Genomic DNA, 20,177 nt, shown 5'->3' on the forward strand with positions numbered 1-20,177 from the left:
CTGTAACAAACGGTTGTTTCCAAGTCGGGCTTGTTGGATTATATGCGGTTATATTTGTTGCGTTTGCATTGAGGAATAGAACAATGAGTGAGGCAGAAGCCCGCCCGAGTAATTTTATCCGTCAGATAATTGACGAAGATTTAGCCAGCGGTAAACACACGTCGGTTCATACCCGCTTTCCGCCAGAGCCAAATGGCTACCTGCATATTGGTCATGCCAAATCTATCTGCCTGAACTTTGGCATCGCACAAGATTATCAGGGTCAGTGTAATTTGCGTTTCGACGACACCAACCCGGTGAAAGAAGACGTCGAGTTCGTCGAGTCGATTAAACACGATGTAGAGTGGCTAGGCTTCACCTGGAGCGGTGATGTGCGTTACTCCTCAGACTATTTCGACCAACTGTACCAGTACGCTGTCGAGCTGATTAATAAGGGCCTGGCGTATGTCGATGAGTTAACCGCTGAGCAGATGCGCGAATATCGCGGCACACTGACTGCGCCGGGGAAAAATAGCCCGTACCGTGATCGCAGTGTGGAAGAGAATCTGGCGCTGTTTGAAAAGATGCGTGCTGGTGGTTTTGCTGAGGGAACTGCGTGTCTGCGTGCCAAAATCGATATGGCGTCACCGTTTATCGTGATGCGTGACCCGGTGCTGTATCGTATTAAGTTTGCCGAACACCATCAGTCTGGTAACAAGTGGTGCATCTACCCGATGTATGACTTTACCCATTGTATTTCTGATGCGATTGAAGGGATCACCCATTCACTCTGTACGCTGGAATTCCAGGATAACCGCCGCTTATATGATTGGGTGCTGGATAATATCTCTATCGAATGTCATCCGCGTCAGTATGAATTCTCTCGCCTGAATCTAGAATACGCCATTATGTCTAAGCGTAAGCTGAATCAATTGGTGACCGAGAAAGTCGTGGAAGGCTGGGATGATCCACGTATGCCAACGATTTCTGGTTTGCGTCGCCGTGGCTACACCGCGGCTTCCATCCGGGAGTTCTGCCGCCGTATTGGGGTGACCAAGCAGGATAACAACGTTGAAATGATGTCACTGGAGTCTTGTATCCGTGATGATCTCAACGAAAATGCCCCACGGGCCATGGCGGTTCTTGACCCAATCAAGGTGATTATTGAAAATCGTGTGGCCGGGGAAGAGTGGCTGACTATGCCAAATCACCCGAATAACCCGGAGATGGGCACGCGTCAGGTTCCTTTCGATAGCGAGCTTTATATCGATCGCGCCGACTTCCGTGAAGAAGCCAATAAACAGTACAAGCGTTTGGTGCTAGGCAAAGAAGTGCGCTTACGTAATGCCTATGTTATCAAAGCTGAACGTGTCGAAAAGGACACAGAAGGCAATGTGACTACGCTTTATTGCAGTTATGACGCAGAAACCTTAAACAAAGATCCAGCCGATGGCCGCAAAGTTAAAGGCGTTATTCATTGGGTTTCTGTTAAGCATGCATTGCCGGCAGAAATTCGCCTGTATGACCGTCTGTTTAGCGTACCAAACCCTGCGGCGGCGGAAGACTTCTTGTCTACCATCAATCCTGAGTCGTTGATTATCCGTCAGGGTTTTGTTGAACCAGGTTTGGTTGATGCGGTTCCAGAGCTAACCTATCAATTTGAACGTGAAGGTTATTTCTGTGCCGATAGCCGCTATTCACGCCCTGATGCCTTGGTATTTAACCGTACTGTCGGTTTGCGTGATACTTGGGCGGCAAAAGCGACCAGTTAAGTTTTAGTTCTCACTCAGAACAGTAGAATTGGCGTGGCTTAGTCCACGCTTTTTTTATGCCCTGATTTCCTGCAAATTTGATGTTAACAACGGGTATTCACCCAAATCACATGACTGCGTAAGTTCATCCAGATAGCTGTGCGTTGTCTGGTTGCACACTCGGTTTATTAGAAATAAAACTGAAATTGTTTATTGTACTAAACACTAATAACTCCCTTTCTCTTTTCCACTTCTGCGTTTTATCCCCTGGTCAATGTCGACATATTGCTCCTTTTTTTAGCAACAAAGCGGCTGTCTGTAAGTCTTTCTTAAATATTCGCTTTACGAATTAACTGAGGAGAAATCCCTATTTCATGGAGAGAAAACGCAGGCTTTATTGCATCGGCTGAAACCATTCAATATGTCAATGAGAGAAGATTTATAATTAAGAATATGACGTTATTCATTGTTTTTAAAGCTTTTGTGAACTCTGTAATATTTTTTCACAGTTATGTGCTCGTTGTCATACTTTGAATAATTAGCGTTATTTTTAATTGATAATTCGCGTCGCGAAAAATAGTCTGTGTGGCAGCAGCAATCTACAGAGCGGTTGTTTTTCGCAACAGAAGTTTTTTAGCAGTAATGGCTGGTGGTTATTTCTCCTCAGCAAAAATTTTACCCACTAGGGTTTTTTTGAGGCTAAACCTGTGAGCTGTGGTGGACACAGGCAACGCACTTTAAATGTGATGTCAAAGAGGAATTTTTTCATATGGTTACGCACGGTGCTAAACGTAAAACGCTGGCGCTCGCAGTCGCGGGTGCATTGTTAGGAACGGGGTTCATGGTAGCCCCAGAGGCCAAGGCTAAAGGCTTTATTGATGATTCGTCACTGACCGGTGGGATTTATTATTGGCAGCGTCAGCGTGACCGTAAAGATTTAACGCCAGGGAGTGCGGAGTACGGCAAATATGTCGCCAACTTGCACCATTCTACCTTTAACGCCAATCTGGATTTCTCTTCCGGTTATGCGGCTGACATGTTTGGTATTGACTTGGCTGCTTTCGGCGCAGTTGAAATGACCAACAGTGGCCCGGCAGCGCCAAACGAAATTGGTTTCAGTGACGCTAAAACCCGTTGGGATGAGAAATGGACCGGTGATAAGAGTGGCGTCAGTGTTTATAAAGCCGCGGCCAAATTTAAGCTAGGTGATTTCTGGGCGCGGGGTGGTTATATCCAGCCAACGGGTCAGACACTGCTCGCACCACACTGGAGCTTTATGCCAGGGACCTACCGTGGGGCTGAAGGTGGCGCCAAATTTGATTTTGATACTGCCGGTGCCTTGTCCATGTCTTACATGTGGACTGATGAATATAAAGCACCTTGGTATCAGAATATGTACAACTTCCGCCAGGCTGATGGCAAGACCGGCGTAAGTTACCTGCACTCAATCGGTGCTAAATACGATTTCAAAAACAAACTGGTGATGGAAGCGGCATTTGGCCAGGCAAAAGATTACATGGACCAGTATTTCGCCAAGGCTTCTTACGCCTTCCCGGTGGCTGGCAATGATCTTCGTACCTCTTATCAGTTCTACGGCGCAAAAGATAAAGTTGATGGTGGTGCCAGCAATGTAAACGACGTCTATGACGGATTAGCCTGGCTACAAGCGCTGACATTGGGCTACACCACCGGGCCATTTGACTTGCGTCTTGAAGGTACCTGGGCCAAAGCTGACGGTAACCAAGGTTACTTCCTGCAACGTATGACGCCAGGCTATGCGACCTCTAATGGCCGTTTGGATGTTTGGTGGGATTCCCGCTCTGATTTCAACGCCAACGGCGAAAAAGCGCTGTTTGGTGGCGTGATGTATGACCTGAAAAACTGGAATCTTGCGGGTTGGTCAGTGGGAACCTCCTATGCGTATGGCTGGGATGCAAAACCAAGTACTAACCCAATTTATGACCAGAATACGCGTCTGAAAGAATCTGCTTGGAACTTTGATGTTCTCTACACTCTGCAAGAAGGCCGGGCGAAAGGCACGCTCTTCAAACTGCATTACACCATGTATGACAACCACACCAATATTCCAAGCTTTGGCGGCGGTTTTGGCAACGTATTCCAGGATGAAAAAGACGTTAAATTCATCGTGATTGCACCCTTTACCATCTTCTGATGTTGACCACTTTTTGATTGCCATCCCCGGTAACCAACCCGGGGACATAATGGAGCACCCGCCATGAAGAAAATGCTTTTTATTATTACCACAGTATTGGGATTAAGTGCCTGCGCACCACAAACCCCAGTTCAACCGGAAGATAGCAAACTCAAACAAGCCTACAGCGCGTGCATCAATGCCAGCGAAGGTTCGCCAGAAAGATTGATCCCCTGCAAGGCGGTGCTAGATGTGCTGAAACAAGAGAAAGCGCATCAGGCTTTTACTGAGAAAGAGACCGTTCGAGTATTGGATTACCAGCGTTGCATTGATGCTGCACATACCGGTAATGGTCAGGCCTATGACGCGCAATGCGGGAAGCTGTGGCAAGAAATACGCAGTAATAATAACCCAGATAAATAATAGTCCTGATAAAAGTGACCAGAATAACGGCAATTGAGCTAACAATAACGCTGCCAGCAGCAATACTGTCAATAGCCGTTTTGGCAGCAGTTATTAATTACGGATGAGGTTAGTGATGAATAAATTCAAATTAAATGCTTTAGCGGCGATAACCGCAACCTTTGGCTTGATGGGATATGCCAATGCTGATACCCGTAATCAACAACTTGTTGATCAACTCAGCACATTGAAAGTTAATTATAAATTGTTGGATAACCGTGCTGCTGAAAATGGCGTTGATTGCGCCAAACTGGGTGCCGACTGGGCATCATGTAATAAAGTCATGATTACTCTGACCAATACCGGGGATGAGATAGTCGGCCAAGACTGGGCTATTTATTTCCATAGTATCCGCCAGATTCTGACCGTCGATAATAGCCAGTTTAAAATTACGCATCTGACGGGCGATTTGCATAAAATTGAACCTACCGCCAAATTCACCGGATTCCCCGCCAATCAAGCGGTTGAAATCCCTATTACTGGCGAATACTGGCAGTTGTTTGCCACTGACTTTATGCCGCGCTGGTATGCCACTGCTGGCGATGCTAAACCCAAAGTACTAAAAAATACCGATACCGAAGATATCAATGAGTATCTGACACAGTTTACTGGCGATCAGTGGAAACGCACCAAAGATGACAATAATGTGCTGATGACGCCGGAATCACGCTTTGTTAAAAACGAAGCGGTAAAAACGTTATCTGTGGCTAACTTGCGTGGGCAAATAATCCCTACGCCTATGGAGATTAAGCTCTATAAACAGGATGTGGATCTGAGTCACGGGGTTGCGCTGGATCTGAGTGTATTGCCTAAAGCTGCCGCAGAGGCAGCTCAGCAGCGCTTCGAATTACTGGGTCTGAAGGCCAATTCAGCCGGTTTCCCGATAAAAACTGTGATTCAACCTGCCGCGTTTAAAGGTGACTTAGCGGTTTCCGGTGCTTACGAGCTGAAAATTGGCGAGAAAGGGGCACAGGTTATTGGTTTTGATCCGAGCGGCGTGTTCTATGGCCTGCAATCCATTCTATCGTTGGTTCCGACTGACGGCACTAAGACTATTGCCACTCTTGAGGCGAAAGATGCGCCACGTTTTGAATACCGGGGTGTGTTCCTCGATGTTGGCCGTAATTTTAAAACCAAAGATGCAGTGCTGCGCTTACTTGATCAGATGTCAGCTTATAAGCTGAACAAATTCCACTTCCATCTAAGTGATGATGAAGGCTGGCGTATTGAAATCCCAGGCTTGCCCGAATTGACCGATGTTGGTAGCAAACGTTGTCACGATTTGACGGAGAATACCTGCTTGCTGCCGCAATTGGGTTCTGGCCCAGACAGCAATAATATGGGTAGCGGCCATTTCACTCGTGATGATTATATTGAGATTCTGAAATATGCCAAAGCACGCCAGATTGATGTGATCCCTGAAATCGATGTGCCAGCACACGCCCGTGCAGCCGTAGTGTCGATGGAAGCCCGTTATAACAATCTAATGAAACAGGGCAAAGAAAAAGAAGCTAACGAATTCCGTCTGCTTGACCCGACTGATGATTCCAATACCACGTCAGTTCAGTTCTATGAGCGTAAAAGCTATCTCAACCCATGCCTCGACTCTTCTAAGCGGTTTGTCGATAAAGTGATTGGCGAAATGGCGCAGATGCATAAAGAAGCCGGTATGCCACTGACTACCTGGCACTTTGGTGGCGATGAAGCGAAAAATATCCGTTTGGGTGCGGGTTATCAGGACAAAAACGGGCCGATTGAAGCGGGTAAAGGCATTATTGATAAGAGTGTTGAAGATAAACCTTGGGCCAAATCACAAGTTTGTCAGGATATGGTCAAACAAGGCAAGGTGCAGGATGTTGAACATCTTTCCAGCTATTTTGCCATTGAAGTCAGTAAGTTGGTTAATGCTCACGGCATCGAGAAGATGCAGGCTTGGCAGGATGGGTTGAAAGACGCCAAAGACGCCAAAGCGTTTGCCACTAAACGCGTTGGTGTCAACTTCTGGGATACCCTCTATTGGGGTGGTGCTGACTCAATCAATGATTGGGCCAATAAAGGTTATGAAGTGGTCGCGTCAAATCCAGATTATGTCTACTTCGATATGCCATATGAAGTTAATCCGAATGAACGCGGTTACTACTGGGCAACCCGCTTTAATGACGAAGCGAAAGTATTCAGCTTCGCACCAGATAACATGCCGCAGAATGCCGAGACCTCAGTGGACCGCGATGGTAATCACTTTAGCGCGAAAAGCGATAAACCTTGGCCGGGTGTACATGGCATCTCGGGTCAGTCATGGAATGAAACCGTCCGCACTGATGAGCAGATGGAATACATGATCTTCCCGCGGATGTTGCCATTGGCCGAGCGTGCCTGGCATCGCGCTTCGTGGGAGCAAGATTACAAAGCGGGCCGCGAATATCAAGGTGGCCAGACGCATAGCGTCGATACCAAGGCGTTGGACATCGATTGGCAACGTTTTGCCAACATCATGGGCCAACGTGAACTGGCAAAACTGGATAAAGCCGGTGTGTCATATCGCCTGCCTGTCCCCGGTGCTCGGGTTGTGGCGGGGCAGTTGGAAGCCAATATCTCACTGCCGGGCCTGATTATCGAGTATTCAACTGATGGCGGTAAGCAGTGGCAGAAGTATGATGCGAAGGCAAAACCTACCGTGAGTGGCGAGGTGATGATCCGCTCCACCAGCCCAGACGGTAAGCGTAGTAGCCGTGCTGAGTCGGTTAAAGTCTGAAAATTGGTAGTATCGAGCTGTGTCTAATGTTATCTCCTGTTTGCTTTATTTTTTGGCTAAACAAATTTAAGTGAAGTTGAGTTGATGGTTTTTCCCCCGGCAGGTCCGGGGTTTTTTTTGCTGTAAAATTGATGCAGCTCGCTAAAAGGGGGAGAGTCAATAAATGGGGGCGATAAACAGTGAATTTGTCACTCAGGAAAGATCAATAACGGGATAGATACCCAATGTTATTGGTGTTGCAGATAGCTAGCAGGCGAACGAACCCAGAACATCGCTAATACTCTAGTGGCTTTCAGTACCAAGGGGATAAATATCAAGGACATAAATAAGAACGACCACCTGACTCCCAACCGAGAGATACTCAGGTATAGAACGGGAAAGGTGGCCATCTTGCTGATAGCTTATGTTAACCAAACAGTAGAACCTATCAATCTGGATTAAACATAAGCCGTAGTGTATTCAGTGCTTAAAATCTTTATAAGATAATGCTTTCAAAGCACATTATCTTTTATCGTGTGCCGACTCGTTTTCACGGCAATCACCGGTCTCACAATGGCCGTACAGATACAGACTGTGATTGGTCAGCTTGATACCATGCTGTTTAGAAATTTCACGTTGAAGCGATTCAATGGATTCATTGCTAAACTCAATCACTTTGCCGCAATCCAGGCAAATCAAGTGATCATGATGATGCTGCTGCGTCAGCTCAAAGACTGATTTACCGCCTTCGAAATTGTGGCGGGTAACAATACCGGCATCATCAAACTGGTTCAGTACGCGGTAAACCGTGGCTAAACCAATCTCTTCACCAATATCGATCAGCTTTTTATAAAGATCTTCCGCGCTGACGTGGTGGCACGCCGGATCTTGCAACACTTCCAGAATTTTAAGCCGGGGCAGTGTTACTTTAAGGCCTGCGTTTTTTAAGGCTTTGTTGTTGTCAGTCATGCGGATTCAGTCCTGTTACTATCGTTTCAAATTAAGGCTGTTCAGCCTATGACATCCGTGGCGCAATAATTACAATTGCGTCTCATTATAGAACTGCTAGCCCCAAATGAAAACCGTGGTTGTTAACAAAGATATAATTGCACACTTTGTAAGATTAATCATGCAGTGTATTGATGAATGGGGATAACACATCATTTAAGTGTACAGTGACGAGGGATAAAGTTACAAATTTGTAGCAGTTTATTTTCATTTTGCGCGCAGGAAGATGTGGATATGTGGGCCGCTTAACAAAGCACAATCGGATAGCCGGACGCGCTGTTCACCATGGATGGGAGCTAAAGAGAGAGAAAACAACGTTATGACAAAAAGCACAGCTCAAAAGGATAAAAGGCAACGGAAACGCCCGGCAGTGTTGAACACGACCATAGCGTTTCCGACAGGCTTGATTAACCCACTATCTCAGACAGGCTCAGTTCTTCAGTAATCTGTTTTACCCATGCCTCAACCCGCTCATTGGTAAGTTCTGGCTGACGGTCTTCATCAATTGCCAGACCAATAAAGTGGTCGTCATCCGCCAGACCTTTGGACGCTTCAAAATGGTAGCCCGCGGTTGGCCAATGGCCCACGATTGCGGCACCACGTGGCTCAATGATGTCGCGCACGGTACCCATCGCATCACAGAAATATTCTGCGTAGTCTTCCTGGTCACCACAACCAAACAGCGCCACCAACTTGCCATTGAAATCGATCTCTTCCAGTGTTGGGAAGAAATCATCCCAATCACACTGCGCTTCGCCGTAATACCAGGTTGGGATCCCAATCAGCAAAATATCGAAGCCTTCTAAATCTTCTTTACTGCTTTTGGCAATGTCGTGAACCTCAGCAACATCTTTGCCCAGTTGCTTTTGGATCATCTTGGCAATGTTTTCAGTATTGCCAGTATCGCTGCCAAAGAAAATGCCTACAGTTGCCATATAGCTAAATACCTTTTAAATTCAAATAGTTATGCAAATTACTGAGCGTTCTGCCCAATATTATAACACATGTATAGGGCGACATAATGCCAGAGAACCCCATCAGGCTTTTATCAAGTTTATGCGATATTAAATTTTTGTGAGTCGCTCAACCTTATAACGCCATTGCCGATAACCGTTGTGTAACTGAATAGTTGCAATTTGCGGTGCCAGGGGGAAACCCGTCAGATGAAGGTCTGCCGGCAAAGGAGTTGTCGTTAGCTGTATGAACGTCCTTTATTGCTTTTCGGTCATCAAATAACACCAGAGTCTCTAACGATAACTATCCGATATATAAGGGGAACGAACATGCAGTTTTTAAAAAATATTACTATCAGGGCGGCATTGCTTTGGGTACTTGGCGCATTTTGTCTGCTCTGGGGCGGTGTATCGGCCTATACCTTGTTATCACTCAACCAACTGACACAATCCTCCAACGCGAATACTGTGTTGGTTGAAAATATGAATTTGGTTAATCAGGGGACGGATCAATATTTCCGTATGGTGACACGTCTGTCTCGTTCAGTAGATTACCGCCAGAGCGGTAATATCGTGGATGCTGACAAAGAATTGAAATCATCCCATGTTGCATTGGAAAACCTGAAACAAAAGTTGGCAGAATTTAAAACTATTGACCATGCACAGTTAGACTCCGCTTTGGTTAGCGGCGTGATTGATGGATGGAGTGGGTTAATTGAACAAGGGGTTACGCCGCTGTATCAAGCTGCAATGGACAATAACAGCGCCGCTTATCAGGATTTAGCGAAAAAAACGGTACCTGCATTGAGTCGCCAGTATGGTTCAGTGGCTGAAAAGTTTAATCAGGCGGCATCAAAAGCTATCGGGGTGGCTAAAGATCAATTCTCTCATTTGACCAAAGTGAGCAGCATTACCCTTATCTCAGCGCTGATCGCCGGTCTGGTGATTTTACTGGCAACAGATCGCTATCTGGTTGCCAACCTGGTGCGCCCACTGGACGATATTCGCGAGCATTTTCGCGTGATTGCTTCTGGTCAGCTTGGTCTGCCTATTGCTGATTTTGGTCGCAACTGTGTTGGGCGGTTATTCCCGCTGCTGCGTGATGTACAAACCAGTTTGGTGAATACTGTTCAGGCAATTCGTAGTAGCACCGATGGGATCTATCATGGTGCAGCCGAGATTTCAGCCGGTAACACCGATTTGTCATCCCGCACTGAGCAGCAAGCTGCGGCGCTTGAAGAAACAGCGGCTAGCATGGAGCAGTTAACCGCAACCGTAAAACACAATGCTGATAATGCACACCATGCCAGTCAACTGGCGGCGAATGCCTCTGCCACCGCGAAAAAGGGCGGAATATTGGTAGCAGATGTGGTTAACACCATGAATGAGATTTCAGCCAGTTCGCGGAAAATAGCCGATATCACGACGGTAATTAACAGCATTGCTTTTCAGACTAACATTTTGGCACTGAATGCAGCCGTTGAAGCTGCCCGTGCCGGTGAACAAGGTCGTGGCTTTGCTGTGGTTGCCAGCGAGGTGCGTAATCTTGCACAACGCAGTGCACAGGCCGCGAAGGAGATTGATGGCTTGATTAATGAGTCGGTTAGCCGTGTCAGTAGTGGTTCGGCCTTGGTGGAAAGTGCTGGTATTACTATGGATGAAATTGTTCGTTCCATCACCAATGTGACCGATTTAATGGGTGAGATAGCTTCTGCATCTGATGAACAGAGCAAAGGTATTAGCCAGGTCGGACAAGCGGTGGCAGAAATGGACAGTGTGACACAGCAAAATGCCGCGTTAGTACAGCAAGCTTCCCGTGCTGCGGCCTCGCTAGAAGAGCAGGCCACTCAGTTAAACCGGGCGGTGGCCGTGTTTAAACTAAAGGCAGATGACGAACGAGTAAAACCGGCAGTGAAAACACGGGCAAATCCATTAACCGCAGCACCTGCCAGCGCGAGAGTGGATAACAACGCAAACTGGGAAACATTCTAAAAACCGCTAACAGCCCGGTGACTTCAGTATGAGCGGGGTAAAGTAAAAACGGCGTAGCGTAAGTGATTACGCCACGCCGTCGTGGTAACCGATAGGGTTAAAACCCTTCTTGTGAATGGGCTAATTGAGCCAGCAACATTTGTTCAATCAGCTCACTACGGCTGATGTTACGCTGCTCTGCAAGGCTGTTGAGAGCATCGACGGCATCGGCATTAATCTTCAGTTCCACGCGTCGTAAGCCACGCACTTTATCGCGCCGTAGTTGATTTCGCTTATTAATTCTAAGCTGCTCATCACGGGATAATGGATTTGTTTTCGGACGCCCCGGACGGCGTTCATCTGCGAACAGATCCAGCGTCGTGCGATCCGTTTGTTCTTTTGCCATAGGTAGCAGTACTACAAGGGATTTACATCAGAAAGCGTAACGAAGCCTTGTCTGACGATTCGGTTTACATGTTTCAGGTTGAGAACATAGCTTGAGCGCATTGAATAACCTATATACCAGCAGCCTGAATTTGCATTTGCACCGGTTACGATCTGTGAACAGCGACCGAAGTCCGCAGCAAAATTAGAGCGCGCCATAATACCCCAGCCAACTGAGCAACGACAATGCTTTACTGTGATTAGATTGTGCTAATTCGTTCTTTTTTGCACAATTTTTCCACAGGAAATACATTTTTTTTCCCCAGGGGATGATTTTTAATCAATCCCCATCGTGCACTGTACTTTTTTTATTCAGCCTCTTTTTCATCGATGCTGTTTTCATCAATAAAGCGGTGGATAGCCCGCAAGACAGAATCCGGCTTTTCCGCATGTACCCAGTGGCCAGTCCCTGCGACCACATAGGCACGGGCTTGCGGGAATTGGCGGGCAATATCATCACGATGGCTATCTTGAATATATGGCGACAGCTCACCGCGAATAAAGAGGATTGGGTGCGGCCACGGTGGAATAGGCTGCCAGCCGACAATATTTTCGTATTGATCCCAGAGTGCGGGCACATTAAACCGCCATTCGCCGTTGTGGAATGATTTCAATAAGAACTGAATGACCCCTTCTTCTTTTATCGACTCACGCATCAATTGAGCGGCTTCTTGTCGCTGGGTTATACCCGCAGTACTCACAGCATTGAGGGCAGTAAAGATAGTGTCGTGGCGGCGTACTTGATAGTTAACCGGGGCGACATCAATAGCGACCAGCTTTGCAATACGATGAGGAGCAATTGCTGTCAGTGCCATTGCCACTTTACCCCCCATCGAATGGCCGATGATAATGGCTTTCTCTATTGCGAGGTGGTCGAGCAGCTCCAGCACATCCTGCGCCATTGCAGGGTAATCCACTTGCGGTGAGCGGGGTGATAAACCATGGTCACGCATATCAACCTGAACCACGGTATGATCTCTTTGCAAGTCACGGGCCAAAACACCCAGGTTATCCAGATTACCAAATAGCCCATGAATCAGCATGATTGGCAGGGAAGGTGTGGCAGAAAGCGCGTTTTGTAAGCGGAAGTTTAATTTCATAGCGACGTTCATACTGAGAGATAATGTGGTTAGGATATCATGGCTGAACAAAGGTGTGCTGTTACACAATTATTTGCCTTATCATCAGTCATATGTAGATTATTGAGTTGCTGTGGGTGGGGTGGGCCATTTATCCCGATAAAGCCATTATAAAGGTACTCGTCAGCGCACTTTGACTTTATAATCCTAAGATATGTATAAGAAAGTAGAAACCCGTACTGGATAAAGATGAAAACTATTGAACTCGACGAAGAACTTTATCGCTATATTGCCAGCCATACGCAGCACATTGGCGAGAGCGCGTCTGATATTTTACGACGTATGCTGAAGTTTACGGCCGGTCAGCCGGTACCCAGTATCCCTGCCAGCACTGATGCGGTGAAAGCGGCTACAGCTCCAGCACCACGAGATCGGGTTCGTGCAGTGCGTGAATTGCTGTTGTCCGATGAGTATGCAGAGCAAAATAGGGCGGTTAACCGCTTTATGTTGGTGTTATCCACACTTTACACGCTGGATGCACAGGCGTTTACCGAGGCGACTGAATCATTACATGGTCGCACCCGGGTTTATTTTGCCGGTGACCAACAGACATTGTTGCAAAACGGGACGCACACCAAACCCAAACATGTCCCAGGTACGCCATACTGGGTTATTACCAATACCAATACCGAGCGTAAACGCAGTATGGTGCAACATCTCATGCTGGCAATGCAGTTCCCGCCGGATTTGACCGAAAAAGTGTGCGGGACTATTTAATTTCGTTGAACCGATACCCAAAGAAATTGGAGTTGCAGGTAGGCAGCAAGCGAACGACAAATGGGTTGTAAACCATGTTGAACAGCACTTGCACTGGCCCGCAGGGTGAGCCTCATCAGAGGCTCATAATCCCGATGAACTTACGCAAATATGCGATTCGGGTGAGTGAACGCAGCTTGCGGCTCCAAGTGCGAAGGGGATATATAGGGAGTAGTGACTGTGGCCAATCACCCTCGTGCCGGGCAACCCGCTCAGCAAAGCGATTTGATAAATGTTGCGCAGTTAACGTCGCAATATTATGTATTGCAGCCAGATGCTGAAAATCCGGCCCATGCGGTCAAATTTGGCACCTCCGGCCATCGTGGCAGTTCATTACGCCACAGTTTTAATGAAGCACACATCTTAGCAATCGCTCAGGCGATCGCCGAAGTTCGTCATCAACATGGCACTAGTGGCCCGTGTTATGTGGGTAAAGATACCCATGCACTCTCTGAACCGGCATTTATCTCGGTATTAGAAGTGCTGACGGCGAATGGTGTGGATGTCGTGGTACAGCAAGATAATGGTTTTACACCAACCCCGGCGATTTCACATGCTATTCTCTGCCATAATGTGCAGGGGAAAGCCTTGGCTGACGGCATTGTTATCACACCGTCACACAATCCGCCTGAAGATGGTGGCATCAAGTACAACCCACCGAATGGCGGCCCGGCCGATACCAATCTGACCTCGGTAATTGAAAAAAGAGCTAATCAGTTACTCAGCCTGAAATTAGAGGGCATCAAACGCCAAACGCTGGATAAAGCCTGGCGTGGTAATCATCTGCGTGAGCAAGATTTGATTCAGCCGTATGTTGCAGGCTTGGTGGATGTGGTCGATATTCCGGCTATTCAACGTGCTGGTTTGAAATTAGGTGTTGATCCTCTCGGTGGCTCCGGTATTGCTTATTGGCAACGTATTGGTGAGCACTATAAGCTGGATCTAACACTGGTTAATGATTCTATCGATCAGACCTTCCGCTTTATGCATCTGGACCATGATGGCGTGATCCGGATGGATTGCTCGTCAGAGTCCGCCATGGCTGGCTTATTGGCGTTACGCGATAAATTTGATTTAGCTTTTGCTAACGATCCCGATTATGACCGCCATGGTATTGTGACTCCGGCAGGGTTGATGAATCCGAATCATTATCTTGCAGTATCGATCAATTACCTGTTCCAGCACCGTCCACAATGGGGAGCTGAGGTGGCCGTGGGTAAAACCCTGGTCTCCAGTGCGATGATTGATCGCGTGGTGGCTGATTTAGGCCGTAAGTTGGTAGAAGTTCCGGTCGGCTTTAAATGGTTTGTTGACGGTTTGCACGACGGTAGCTTTGGTTTTGGCGGTGAAGAGAGTGCTGGGGCTTCCTTCCTGCGCTTCGATGGCACGCCGTGGTCTACTGATAAAGACGGTATTATCATGTGTTTGCTGGCAGCAGAAATCACAGCAGTTACCGGTAAAAATCCACAGCATCACTATGATGATTTAGCTAAACGCTTTGGCGCACCGAGCTATAACCGTATTCAGGCTCCGGCGACTCAGGCGCAGAAAAACGCGTTGTCTAAACTGTCACCTGAGATGGTGACAGCCAACATGTTGGCGGGTGATCCTATTACTGCTCGTTTAACCACAGCACCTGGCAATGGTGCATCCATTGGCGGCCTGAAAGTGATGACGGATAACGGCTGGTTTGCGGCCCGTCCATCCGGTACTGAAGACGCTTACAAAATTTACTGTGAAAGTTTTATCAGCCCAGAGCATCGTGAAAAGATAGAGCAGGAAGCCGTAGATATTGTCAGTGAAGTGCTAGCGGGTAAATAGTCATAACCGGTAAGAAATAGCGCCTATTGGCGCTATTTCTTCGCCAGAAGTTAGATCAGCCGATAAGCTGACACCTAATATTATATTTCTTCTTTTAGCCCTGTTTTCCATTGCCAGGAGCCGATTACCCCAATGCTACTAGCAATGCTCCGGCGGTAATTAGTGCGACGCCCAAGCTGGCCAGCAGAGAGATTTTTTCACCAAATAGGATAACCGCCAGAATTACCGCAAAAACCACACTGAGTTTATCAATCGGGGCCACTTGAGAGACATTGCCATGCTTGATAGCCATAAAGTAAAACAGCCAGGATAACGCACCCGCAACGCCACTGAGAATAATGAATAACAGGGCTTTTTTATCGGCCAATACACCACTGATCAGATTGAATTTCCCTTGAGCTAACACCACACCGACCAGGAACAGCGCCATCACGACAGCACGAACGGCAGTCGCAGTATTGGCATCCAACTGCTGCAAGCCGATTTTACCGAAGATAGCGACCAGAGAGGCGGTGAAGGCAGATAGCAGGGCGTAAATCAACCATGTACTCATGAATAATAAGACCTATTAGCATTTAAAAGTTTGATGCTACGCCGCTGACAGTTATTTTCCTAGTATCAATGTAAATTTTTATATCACACAAGGTGTTACGGGATAAAGCGATAGCCGACGCCGGTTTCAGTTAGCAGATGCTTAGGGCGGGTCGGGTCTGTTTCTAATTTCTGCCGTAAATGGCCCATATAAATACGCAGATAGTGGCTGTGTTCGACATAATTTGGCCCCCAGACTTGGCTTAATAACTGGCGCTGGGTAATGACTTTACCGGCATTCGCCAATAATGCAGAGAGCAGGCGAAACTCAATCGGTGTCAGGTGCAGATTTTCGCCGGCACGGGTAACCTGACGATTAATCAGATCAACGCTGATATCCGCAAAGCCCACCAGCGGGCTTTCCTGACTACCACCGCTATGGCGGCGCAAAGCAACCCGCACTCTAGCCAATAACTCACTGATTCCAAATGGTTTGCTTAGGTAGTCATCGGCTCCGGCATCCAACGCGGCCACTTTATCTTCTTCATTGTTACGAGCCGATAAGACGATAATAGGAATGGCACTCCACTGACGCAGGTCTTGAATATAAGTCAGTCCATCGCCGTCTGGTAACCCCAAATCCAAAATAATCAGGTCTGGTTTGCGGGTACCGGCTTCAATTAGCCCCCGTTGCAAGGTATCACTCTCGAATACTCGCCAGCCCTCACTCTCCAGCGCAATACGAACAAAGCGCCGGATCTCTTTTTCATCTTCTACGATTAGAATGTTAGTCGGGGATATAGTCACTTCTCCTTCATTAGGCTATTTTATTTGCCATTTTGAACCTGGGCAGTGCTCAGAATCCTCACGTACTCGGTGTACGCTCCGGTTCTTCCGCTCTGTCCGTGTTCAAACTGCCTGCAACAATGACGCCTACTGAGATAGGTTCTATACCCGTCATACTTCAAGCTGCTTGTGTGTTGGCTGCTTTCGTTACTCGGCCCGTCCATGGGCCTCGCCTCTGTGAGGCCGCTGCAAGCAGCGTTCAAATCTGCTCCTGGCAGGTTTGTCACCCCGGTCACTTACTTAAGTAAGTGACCGGGGACTTACTCAGTTGCCGCCTTCCTTCAACTCGAATTATTTAGGGTATATCATTTTTCAGCATCAAGGTGTTCACTATCAATGTTTTCACCATCAATATCTGGCGCTCTCTCGAGTGGTAGCGTGAAGCGGAAGCTAGCACCGCCATCTTTATTGTTCTCAACCCAGATACGCCCGCCGTGTACATCAATAATGGCACGACAAATGGCTAAACCCAAGCCGACACCGGGAATGGCTGACTCTTTGTTACCTCGGGAGAATTTATCAAAGATTAGCTGTTCTTGCCCAAGTGTCACTCCTGGGCCATTATCCCATACTTCTACATTTAGCCACTCACCTTGTACCGCGGCCCGAATCCCCAGCAATGCCCCCTGACCGGCATATTTATGTGCATTTTCCAACAAATTGATAAACACCCGTTCCAGTAAGCTGCCGTCACAGTTGATCAACACCATTTCATCCGGTAACTCGACGTTGATGTGATGATGATTGAGGGCGGTTTCTAGCATATGCAGGGCGCTACCCACGATCTCTTCCAGTGATTGCCACTCTTTACGTAGATTAAACCCACCCGATTGAATACGCGCCATATCCAATAAGTTATTCACCAGTCGGGTGGTACTCAGCACTTGTTGGCGGATTTGATTGGCTTGCGGCGCATGGCGTGAACCTTCCGCTGCCAGATCCAGCGTCAAAATTTCGGCCTGACCGAATAGCACCGTCAATGGGGTACGTAAATCATGAGATAGTGCCGCCAGCAGTGAGTTACGCAGTTGCTCGCGTTCGGCATCCAGTTTTGCCAATTCGGCACTGCGTGCCAGATGTAGCCTTTCCAGAGCATTGGCGATCAGACTGGTAAAGGTTTGCAGCAAGCGCTGCTGCTCCGGCACCATTAATTGGCGCAGGTTGGCAGGTTCGATTGCCAGCACGCCAAAAGTTTGCTTGGAGGCGGTCAACGGTAATAACTGATAGGGGACACCGGGCAGGGTGTCGGTACCGGCACCTGCCGGTGCGCCTTTGTCAAAACTCCAGCGGGCAATAGCCACATCAACAGAAAGTGCGCCGCCTTCGTCAGTGGCGACTTGCTGCAAGCGTCCATCTTCCTGTGGCAGTAACAGGTCAGTTTTCGCTTGAAAACTGCTGGAGAGAAAATGACGACTGGTTTTGACAATATCCGCAGGCGTTAGGGCACGGCTTAATCCGCGCGACATCTCATACAAATGCCTGGCGCGTTGCTCGCGATAACGGGCAATTCTGGCTTGATAGCGCACCCCAGCGGTAAGATTACCCACCACGATACCGACAATCAGCATCACGCCAAACGTCACCAGATACTGCACATCAGTGACCGCCAGTGACCCATGCGGTTGAACAAAAAACAGATCGAAACTGGCGACATTAATCACTGCCGCCAAGACTGACGGCCAGCGGCCATAGAACAGTGCAATAATCACCACACCCAGTAAGTAGACCATCACCAGGTTGGCTTGATCGAAACCGGGGATGAGCCACTGCGATAACACCGTAATCAGGGCACACAAGCCGATGGCTGCCGCACAGCCACGCAGTTGCATCCGCCACTTTTCAGTAAAGGTACGAGAATCACTCTCTTTCACCACACTGGGGGGGGTATCGCCCTCCAGTGCAATAATCACCAAATCCAGATCTGGCCCCAGCTTGCCCAGGCGATCTGCAAAGCTACCACGCAGTTTCCACTGTTTTTCCGTGCGGCGACCAATGATGATTTTCCCCAGATTATGTTCTCGGGCGTAACGCAGGATGGCCTGTTCTTCACGGGGTTCTGACAGCGTAGCGGTTTCTGCTCCTAACTCTTGCGCCAATTTTAGTGTGCGTAAAATGGCCCGGCGCTTCGCTTCCGGCAGGCCATGCAGACGGGGTGTTTCCACATAGACTGCATGCCAGATACACCCCAATCGGGCTGCCAGCCGGGCAGCAGTTCGGACCAGTTTTTCGTTACCGCTGTTATGGCCAATACACAATAAGATGGCATCACGGGTATGCCAGACACGTTCGCGCCCCTGAGTGTCACGGAAAGCACGCATCTGATCATCAACCCGATCCGCGGTACGGCGCAGTGCCAGCTCGCGTAGGGCGATTAAATTGCCCTTACGGAAGAAGTGCTCAATGGCTCGCTCCGCCTGACCCGAAATATAGACCTTGCCTTCATTCAGCCGCTGGCGCAGGTCATCGGGGGGGAGGTCGACCAAAACCACTTCAGTGGCTTCATCAAACATATGGTCGGGCACGGTTTCCCGCACCCGGATACCGGTCACGCCGCCGACCACATCATTCAGGCTTTCTAGATGCTGTACATTGACGGTGGTCAGCACATCAATGCCAGCATCCAGCAGTTCTTCAACATCCTGCCAGCGTTTCGGATGGCGCGAGCCATAGGCATTACTGTGCGCCAGCTCATCCATCAGGATCAGTGCCGGGTGGCGTGCCAGGGCCGCATCCAAATCAAATTCACGTACCTGACGATTGCGGTGATGAATTCGTTTTTGCGGTAGGATGGTCAGCCCTTCGAGCAGCGCTGCGGTTTCGCTACGCCCGTGTGTTTCCACCACACCAACCAATACATCCAGCCCTTGAGTCCGCAGGCGCTGAGCCTCTTGCAGCATGGCGTAAGTTTTGCCTACCCCCGCACAGGCCCCGAAAAACACTTTTAGCCGGCCACGGGTCTTCTCATTGGCTGCTGCGAGCAGGCTGTCGGGATCGGGGCGGGTTGGTTCTGCATCCACCATGTTATGTCCTTAAGATTTTGCCGGGTTGATCGGTACTTTTACCGGGCTTTGGGCATCCAACGCCATATTCAGATTCAGCACATTCACCACTGATTCACCGAAGAAGTTCGGTGTCGCTTTTTGCACACTACTATCAATCAACTGCTTCACTTCAGACAATGGCATCTGGCGCACGCTGGCGATGCGGGGAGCCTGATAATAGGCCGCTTCCAGTGAAATACTGGGATCCAGACCACTGCCTGATGCTGTCACCAAATCAACCGGGACTGGGCCAGTTTGTGTCGGGTTAGCCTGACGCAGTAATGTTACTCGCTCACTGATAACCTGATCCAGTGCGGGATTGCTGATGGACAGATTACTCCCACCAGAGGCCATTGGATTATAAGGCATATCTGCTGTTACCGATGGGCGGCCGGCAAAATAGCCTGGCTGAGTAAAGTTTTGGCCTAGCAAGGTAGAGCCGACAACTTCATCACCCAGCATCACCAGTGAACCACGCGCTTGCTCGGCAAACATCAATTTTGCCAATCCGGTAGTCAGCAGAGGATAAGCTATCCCGGTGATAAGTGTCAGTAATATCAGTAGAACCAATGAAGGTCGCAGGTATGACATG

At 48.4% G+C, this 20,177-nt stretch carries 15 protein-coding genes; 7 read left to right on the forward strand and 8 right to left on the reverse strand.

Going from position 1 to position 20,177, the window contains the following annotated elements; translation table 11 throughout:
* The first annotated feature begins 83 nt into the window (after positions 1–83).
* The 4 genes from glnS to Q2T72_RS06810 all read left to right on the forward strand — a co-directional run bounded on the left by glnS (position 84) and on the right by Q2T72_RS06810 (position 7,096).
* On the forward strand, positions 84–1,751 hold the full coding sequence (gene glnS / locus Q2T72_RS06795) for a glutamine--tRNA ligase (protein ID WP_372568859.1): 1,668 nt from the start codon (positions 84–86) through the stop codon (positions 1,749–1,751).
* Between the two features lie 748 nt (positions 1,752–2,499).
* On the forward strand, positions 2,500–3,903 hold the full coding sequence (locus Q2T72_RS06800) for an OprD family outer membrane porin (RefSeq protein WP_083159637.1): 1,404 nt from the start codon (positions 2,500–2,502) through the stop codon (positions 3,901–3,903).
* A gap of 63 nt (positions 3,904–3,966) precedes the next feature.
* The gene (gene chiQ, locus Q2T72_RS06805) at positions 3,967–4,305 is read left to right on the forward strand and encodes a ChiQ/YbfN family lipoprotein (RefSeq protein ID WP_083159636.1); all 339 of its coding nucleotides are present in this window, start codon (positions 3,967–3,969) and stop codon (positions 4,303–4,305) included.
* 115 nt (positions 4,306–4,420) lie between these two features.
* The gene (locus tag Q2T72_RS06810) at positions 4,421–7,096 is read left to right on the forward strand and encodes a beta-N-acetylhexosaminidase (RefSeq protein ID WP_083159635.1); all 2,676 of its coding nucleotides are present in this window, start codon (positions 4,421–4,423) and stop codon (positions 7,094–7,096) included.
* Between the two features lie 501 nt (positions 7,097–7,597).
* On the opposite strand, the gene fur is transcribed toward Q2T72_RS06810, so the two are convergent.
* Together fur and fldA are read right to left on the reverse strand one after the other, a co-directional pair.
* Positions 7,598–8,044 (reverse strand): ferric iron uptake transcriptional regulator, encoded by a 447-nt coding sequence (gene fur / locus Q2T72_RS06815; RefSeq protein WP_083159634.1) that lies wholly within the window; start codon positions 8,042–8,044, stop codon positions 7,598–7,600.
* A 446-nt stretch (positions 8,045–8,490) separates the two neighbouring features.
* Positions 8,491–9,018 carry a flavodoxin FldA gene (gene fldA, locus Q2T72_RS06820; protein ID WP_083159633.1) on the reverse strand — a complete coding sequence of 176 codons (528 nt, stop codon included), beginning with the start codon at positions 9,016–9,018 and terminating at the stop codon, positions 8,491–8,493.
* Positions 9,019–9,366: 348 nt separating this feature from the next.
* On the opposite strand from fldA, the gene Q2T72_RS06825 reads away from it, so the two are divergent.
* Positions 9,367–11,028: a methyl-accepting chemotaxis protein gene (locus Q2T72_RS06825; protein WP_083159632.1), complete on the forward strand. Its 1,662-nt coding sequence runs from the start codon at positions 9,367–9,369 to the stop codon at positions 11,026–11,028.
* Positions 11,029–11,125: 97 nt separating this feature from the next.
* Here the strand turns inward: Q2T72_RS06825 and ybfE are convergent, their stop codons facing one another.
* A complete protein-coding gene (gene ybfE / locus Q2T72_RS06830; RefSeq protein WP_005163374.1) occupies positions 11,126–11,413 on the reverse strand; it encodes a LexA regulated protein in 288 nt (95 codons plus the stop codon).
* A gap of 346 nt (positions 11,414–11,759) precedes the next feature.
* Positions 11,760–12,551: an esterase gene (gene ybfF / locus Q2T72_RS06835; protein ID WP_372568860.1), complete on the reverse strand. Its 792-nt coding sequence runs from the start codon at positions 12,549–12,551 to the stop codon at positions 11,760–11,762.
* Between the two features lie 228 nt (positions 12,552–12,779).
* On the opposite strand from ybfF, the gene seqA reads away from it, so the two are divergent.
* Both seqA and pgm read left to right on the forward strand, forming a co-directional pair.
* Positions 12,780–13,307, forward strand: coding sequence for a replication initiation negative regulator SeqA (gene seqA, locus Q2T72_RS06840; RefSeq protein ID WP_083159628.1), 528 nt, complete (start codon positions 12,780–12,782; stop codon positions 13,305–13,307).
* 219 nt (positions 13,308–13,526) lie between these two features.
* Positions 13,527–15,167, forward strand: a complete 1,641-nt coding sequence (pgm, locus tag Q2T72_RS06845; RefSeq protein ID WP_372568861.1) for a phosphoglucomutase (alpha-D-glucose-1,6-bisphosphate-dependent) — start codon at positions 13,527–13,529, stop codon at positions 15,165–15,167.
* A gap of 124 nt (positions 15,168–15,291) precedes the next feature.
* Here pgm and Q2T72_RS06850 read toward each other — a convergent pair whose 3' ends face one another.
* From Q2T72_RS06850 to kdpC, 4 genes are all read right to left on the reverse strand, one after another.
* Positions 15,292–15,720 (reverse strand): EamA family transporter, encoded by a 429-nt coding sequence (locus tag Q2T72_RS06850; RefSeq protein WP_083159626.1) that lies wholly within the window; start codon positions 15,718–15,720, stop codon positions 15,292–15,294.
* Between the two features lie 95 nt (positions 15,721–15,815).
* Positions 15,816–16,505: a two-component system response regulator KdpE gene (gene kdpE / locus Q2T72_RS06855; RefSeq protein WP_083159624.1), complete on the reverse strand. Its 690-nt coding sequence runs from the start codon at positions 16,503–16,505 to the stop codon at positions 15,816–15,818.
* Between the two features lie 344 nt (positions 16,506–16,849).
* Entirely contained in the window at positions 16,850–19,564 is a 2,715-nt protein-coding gene (gene kdpD, locus Q2T72_RS06860; protein ID WP_372568862.1) for a two-component system sensor histidine kinase KdpD, read from the reverse strand.
* A 9-nt stretch (positions 19,565–19,573) separates the two neighbouring features.
* Complete coding sequence (gene kdpC, locus Q2T72_RS06865) at positions 19,574–20,176, reverse strand: potassium-transporting ATPase subunit KdpC (protein WP_372568863.1); 603 nt, start codon at positions 20,174–20,176, stop codon at positions 19,574–19,576.
* Between the last annotated feature and the right edge of the window lies 1 nt (position 20,177).

It is taken from the genome of Yersinia sp. 2466 StPb PI (genome assembly GCF_041538325.1).
Lineage (GTDB): Bacteria > Pseudomonadota > Gammaproteobacteria > Enterobacterales > Enterobacteriaceae > Yersinia > Yersinia enterocolitica_E.